Raw genomic sequence first — 6,045 nt, forward strand, 5'->3', positions numbered from 1 at the left:
TTTTATATCTGAAACTCGGTAATGTTGCGTTTATTTACGCTCTAAGAACACACCCGCTTCCATATGGTGTGTGTATGGGAATTGATCGAACAAAGCAAAACGAGTAATGCGGTGTGTTTCACTGAGAATTTCTAAGTTCTCTTTTAGCGTGTCAGGGTTACACGAAATGTACATGATGCGTTCATAGCCTTGTACCATGCGACATGTTCCTTCATCCATACCTGAGCGTGGTGGATCAACAAAGATGGTATTGCAATTGTAGCTTTGCAAATCGATGTTTTGATCTTTTAAGCGGCGGAATTCACGTTTACCTTCCATTGCGTCAGTAAAGTCTTCTGCCGACATACGAATGATTTGTACATTATCAATGTTGTTGGCTTTGATGTTGTACTGGGCAGATTCTACGGACGGCTTAGCCAGTTCGGTTGCCAATACACGCTCAAAGTTTTTCGCCAGTGCTAATGAGAAGTTACCGTTACCACAATACAGCTCTAACAAGTCGCCTTCACTGTCTAGAGTACAGTCTACTGCCCATTCCAGCATCTTTTGTGCCACAATACCATTTGGTTGTGTAAAGCTGTTTTCGACTTGCTGGTAGATCAAGGTATCGTCATTTACTTTTAGTTTTTCAATAACGTAGTCTTGATCTAATACGATTTTCATTTTTCGGGCGCGGCCAATGATGTTTAAGTTGAAACCTTCATCATTTAAACGCTGTTTTAGGGCTTTGGTTTCTTGTGTCCATTCATCATCTAATTGACGGTGGTAAAGCAAAGAAACTAAAATTTCGCCGCTCAGAGTTGAAAGAAAATCGACTTGGAACAGTTTCTTTCTCAATACCTCGTTATCTTTCATTGCTTCTACCAGTAATGGCATTAAGTCATTAATTAAGCGACTTGCAGGTAAAAACTGGTCAACACGGTATTTTTCGCGGGTTTCTTGGTTGAACATCACGTAGTAAAGCTCATCCCCTTCATGCCATACACGAAACTCAGCACGCATGCGGTAGTGCTCGGCTGGTGAATGATAAACTTCCAATTCCGGCACATCGAATTGGGCAAACATGCCAGTTAAGCGTTCTGCTTTGTCATCAAGTTGCTGTTGGTAGTTTGCTGGGTTCATCACTTCATCCGCCATTGGTTGGCCTCACACTGCTCAAAGAAAGAGCGCAGATTTTATTCTAAAGATAGCTGATGTCCAGTGTTGTTATTCCAAACAGGGCAAACTTATCGACCCCAAGTCTATTTCATTTTGTAAACATCTATAGACAACCTGCTTGATCCTCTCTAGTATCACGCGCGCTGGTTAGCCATCTATACGGCTTTTAGGGAATCTGGTTCGAATCCAGAACTGACGCGCAGCGGTAAAAGAGAACGAAAGTACGTGGGGTGAACCCAAACACTGTTTATCTGAACACAACGCAAGGTTGTGGAAGCTCTAAATGGGAAGTTGATACTGTAGGTGGCTGTTCAGCCATGCTCTTAAGTCCGAAAACCTGCCAGTGTAATGGAGCGTACGCTCGGAAAATTAACGCGATTTAGGTCCTATTATAATGAAAAAAACTCTTTTATCGGCGGCGGTGGCGTCGTTGTTTTTTCACAGTCATGTCAGTGCGTCGGATGAAACCATGGTGGTGACGGCAAACCGCTTTGAGCAATCTAAAGTCAATACGGTTGCGTCTGTTGATGTGGTGACCAAAGAAGAAATTAACTTAATGCAAGTGCATTCTTTTACTGAAGTTTTGCAGCGTTTACCTGGTGTTCAAGTTGTGCATAATGGCGGAACTGGGCAAGCTAGCTCTGTATTTCTGCGTGGTGGTTCATCTAAGCATGTGATTGTGTTAATCGATGGTGTTCGTTTTGGTAGTTCAACTCTCGGTTATGCTAATTATTCTGCGTTGCCTATTGCCAGTATTGAGCGTGTTGAGTTAATTCGTGGTACGCGTGCGGCGGTTTATGGCGCAGATGCCGTGTCCGGTGTGATTAATGTTATTACTTCGACTCATCCTCAAGAGACACAAGGTCATGTTTCTGCGGGGGTGGGCAGTTTTGGTTACCATCATACACAGGCATCTGTGGCTGGCTCCTTCTCTGATAATGTGTGGGGTAAGGTGGGTGTTAATACCGAAAAAGCTGATGGTTATAATATTTCTCATCAAGATTCACCAACGGCGCAGCCGGATAAAGATGGTTATAAGAAAACGGACATTATTGCTGAAGTTGGTGCTCAGTTAAGTGATCGCTTTCAAGCACGCGTCAGTGCGTTTTATACGGAAAGCGAGTCTGATTATGAATATTACCTTTCCGGTCCGAATAGTTTGAAAAGCCCTGATACATCGGAAGTCGAGTTATATAATGTTGCTACTCAGCTGGATTATGAGTCTGACAGATATCATTCTTCTCTAATTGTGGCGTTAAACAGAGATGAAAATACGAATACTGGCGGTGAAGAGCCTGGCAGCCAAATTGTTACAGATAGGGAATCTGTTAACTGGTTAAATACGTTTTTATTGTCAGAGGCGACAACACTGCAAGCTGGGGCTGATTATACGAAAGATTCCGTTGCTGACTCTCAATTATGGGATAGCTGGGCATCCCCTGCACCTATTTATAAGAGCTATGAAAAAGAAAGTCGGAAAAACAGAGCGGGTTATGTGTCTGTGGTTCACGCGCCAGCGCGATATCAGTTAGAAGCTGCAGTTCGCTACGATGACAATGATCAATTTGGTGACTTTACGACTTGGCAGTTAGGGGCAGGGTTGAATTTATCTGATCAGCTGCGGGTCATTACCACTGCAGGTACTGCCTTCCAAGCACCAACATACAATGATTTGTATTGGCCGGACTATGGGAACCCAAATCTAGAACCTGAAAAGTCATTATCTTATGAATTTGGTGTTGTTGGTTTCCATGAGTTACTGGATTGGCAAGTGGTGGCTTATAAAACCAAGGTCGACAACTTGATTCAATATCAAGGCAAAGGGGTTGATTTAGAAAACTCAGATGTTGAAATTGTAGGGGTAGAGATTCAAGTTGAATTCTGGACTGGCGATTTCATCCATAATGTATCTGCTGACTTCATGGATAATGACACGAAAGTGAAAACCAGTGCATTTGGTGCTCCATTAGTTCTCGAAAATAAAGAGCTGGCGCGTCGAGCGAAAAAAAATGCGAAGTGGAATGTGAGTTATCTAGCAGACAATTGGCAAGCTGACTTATTCTATCTATATCAAGGTACACGTTTTGACGATACCAAAAATGAAACAGTCTTAGATGCTTATAGTGTGGTTGATGTGTCTTTGAATTATTTCATTAATGATGATGTCACGCTGCGAGGAAGAATCGCGAATTTATTTGATAAGGAATATCAGACGGCGAAAGGGTATGACCGTCCTGAACGCAGCTACTATTTATCTGCTGACTATCAATTCTAAATTTGCCGCCTCCGGGCGGTTTTTTATTAGGTAAATGTCATGAAGAAAAAAGTGATTGTGAGTTGGTCATCGGGAAAAGACTCTACGTTAACGTTATTACGGTTACAGCAGGATCCGACTTATGAATTGGTGGGGTTATATACCACTCATGTTGATGAGGAAGTGCCGTTTCAAGCCACACCTATTGAAATCGTAAAACAACAAGCCGATTTAATTGGGCTACCACTTGTCACTATTTTATTACCAGAGGTGTTTCCGTCGAACTCAGTTTATCAGTCTCTAGTAGTCGATGGTTTAAGGAAGAGTGAACTAAAGATAGATGCTGTCGCATTTGGTGATATGTTTTGTAATGGGATAGCCGATTATCGTCGTGGTTACATTGAAAAAGCAGGGTGGGAGTGTGTTTTTCCTTTACTAGGGCAAGACAGCAAAAAATTAGCACAAGAAATATTATCGGTAGGGATCCGAACTTTAGTCACGACAATTGATACAAGTCAGCTTGATGGCCGTTTCTGTGGAGTGTGGTTTGATGACGCTTTTTTAGAACAGTTACCATGCCAAGTTGATCCTTGTGGTGAAAATGGTGAGTTTCACACCTTGGTGGTGGATGCCCCATGTTTTAGAACACCATTATTAATTGCACCCAGTACAGTAGAAAGAGAAGAGCGCTTTCATTATCAAAGATACACAGCGCGTATTTCCTAAATGAAAATGAGGCAGTATGATAGCGCCACTTGGTAAAGTGAGAGATTGGTTGTGGCTAAAAATGTTCTAATATTTGATTCTGGTGTTGGCGGGCTATCCGTGTATCAGGAGATTCAATCTTTATTACCAGAATTACAATATACCTATGTTTTTGATAATGCCGCTTTCCCTTATGGTGAACTAGATAGTGACGTTCTGATAAAAAGAACATCTGCTATTGTTGAACACTTCGTTTTATCTGATCACGTCGATATCGTGGTGATTGCGTGCAACACTGCCAGCACTATTGTCTTACCTACTTTAAGAGAAATGCTTTCTATACCTGTGGTGGGGGTAGTGCCTGCTATTAAACCTGCCGCTTTAGGGTCGACTAAAAAGTGTATTGGCTTATTGGCAACACCAGCCACAGTTGAACGTGATTATACCTATGAACTCGTTGAGCAGTTTGCGAACGGTGTAGAGGTCGTTATGATGGGCTCTACACGATTAGTTGAAATGGCAGAAGATAAGCTTCGTGGTGAGAAACCGGATTTAGAAGAGCTCGCATTCATTTTGAAAAAATGGGTAGGGCTGGTGGATTCCATTGTACTGGGGTGCACGCATTTCCCATTGTTAAAAGAAGAGATTCAGGCGGTAATGGGTAAAGACGTTAAAATGGTCGACTCGGGGTTTGCTATTGCTAAGCGTGTTAAGTCATTACTAGAAAGTGAGATGAGAAGCAGTGAGGAAATATTTAATCGGGTTTATTGTAGTGCTGCAACAAAAAATGAAGCAGCACTAAATAGAAGTTTATACTCAATGAAGTTATCACGAGTTACTCATTTGAATCTTCCTGGCCTTTAGGATCGTTAGCCTCTCTTACTTTTAACGTTCGTTGGCCATAGTCACTATTATTTAAAGCAGAGATTGCCGCCTCTGCATCATTACCTGCCATGACAACAAAACCAAACCCACGTCGCTTACCCGTGCGTTTATCTTTCATTAGACGAACTGCAAACACGTCACCGTAATCTGCAAACAGTTTTTTCACATCACTTTCATTGGCTCTGTATGGAAGGTTGCCAACGTAGATGGTCTTACTTGGTTCTGATTCTGTTTTTCTTGTCGGAAGTGAAATTGGGTTTGGGTTAACTGTCATGAAAACAGCGGTAGCGAGAACACCAAAACTAAAAGCAAGAAAAGAAGGGATAGAAAGAAGATGCATTACTAGAGAGCCTATAATGGCAATAGCAATGACAGGAAAAAGTGGATTAAAAGATTTCATCATTAAAAACTACAATATCTATTAGTAAGCGGAAGGCGAAAGTGTATAAATTAACACCAATATCACATAGATATTACTTTTATTGTTCTTTGATTGCCAATACATCAATGTGATGATCATCAAATGTTGGAGTCTTAAGGGGTTTTAGGGGTAGCTGATGGATTAGTGAGCGAACGAGTTTTTTTATGATAAAAGTGCTTGCCAATGTGATCGAACTCTCTATAATGCCGCCTCACTGACACGGAGAGCGGGCCTCAAATAAGAGTTCAGCCTTTGATTCAGTTTGGATTATAAGTCCTGAGAAATTAAGTTAGAAAAAGTGCTTGACACTCTAACCGAAATCATTAGAATGGCCGTCCTCTTCAGTGCTTAACCATTTTAAGTGCCTGAAGTCAAGTTCTTTAACAATTTGACCATGCAATCTGTGTGGGCACTCGTGAATAGATAGTCAAAACTATTTGTCTTCGCTTTTTAAAAGTGAAAGCAAAATGGCATCAATGAACTGAGTGACCAATACAAATACGTTTTCTCTTTATAGAGAAAGGTTATTTGGCACAGTCAATTCGTTTCAACTTTGTTGAAACATCAGTATTCGTTGAGCCTCCTCTTATTTATTAAGAGAATCAAAACTTTAAATTGAAGA

Annotated in this window: 5 protein-coding genes and 1 riboswitch; of the genes, 3 read left to right on the plus strand and 2 right to left on the minus strand. The window is 41.3% G+C overall.

Features of this window, described 5'->3' with window-relative positions; translation table 11 throughout:
- Positions 1–30 precede the first annotated feature (30 nt).
- Positions 31–1,137, minus strand: a complete 1,107-nt coding sequence (gene trmA, locus MHO82_RS18890) for a tRNA (uridine(54)-C5)-methyltransferase TrmA (RefSeq protein ID WP_239186371.1) — start codon at positions 1,135–1,137, stop codon at positions 31–33.
- A 148-nt stretch (positions 1,138–1,285) separates the two neighbouring features.
- A riboswitch (cobalamin riboswitch) is annotated at positions 1,286–1,518 on the plus strand.
- A gap of 34 nt (positions 1,519–1,552) precedes the next feature.
- Between trmA and MHO82_RS18895 the strand changes: the two genes are divergently transcribed.
- The 3 genes from MHO82_RS18895 to murI are packed head-to-tail and all read left to right on the plus strand — an operon-like array spanning position 1,553 to position 4,981.
- On the plus strand, positions 1,553–3,433 hold the full coding sequence (locus MHO82_RS18895; protein WP_239186373.1) for a TonB-dependent receptor: 1,881 nt from the start codon (positions 1,553–1,555) through the stop codon (positions 3,431–3,433).
- A 39-nt stretch (positions 3,434–3,472) separates the two neighbouring features.
- Positions 3,473–4,138 (plus strand): adenine nucleotide alpha hydrolase, encoded by a 666-nt coding sequence (locus tag MHO82_RS18900; protein WP_239186375.1) that lies wholly within the window; start codon positions 3,473–3,475, stop codon positions 4,136–4,138.
- Positions 4,139–4,183: 45 nt separating this feature from the next.
- Entirely contained in the window at positions 4,184–4,981 is a 798-nt protein-coding gene (gene murI / locus MHO82_RS18905) for a glutamate racemase (protein ID WP_239186377.1), read from the plus strand.
- On the opposite strand, the gene MHO82_RS18910 is transcribed toward murI, so the two are convergent.
- Positions 4,953–5,402: an RNA-binding protein gene (locus tag MHO82_RS18910; RefSeq protein WP_239186383.1), complete on the minus strand. Its 450-nt coding sequence runs from the start codon at positions 5,400–5,402 to the stop codon at positions 4,953–4,955. The genes murI and MHO82_RS18910 overlap by 29 nt on opposite strands.
- Positions 5,403–6,045: the final 643 nt, after the last annotated feature.

It is taken from the genome of Vibrio sp. Of7-15 (assembly GCF_022347565.1).
Classification (GTDB): Bacteria; Pseudomonadota; Gammaproteobacteria; order Enterobacterales; family Vibrionaceae; genus NORP241.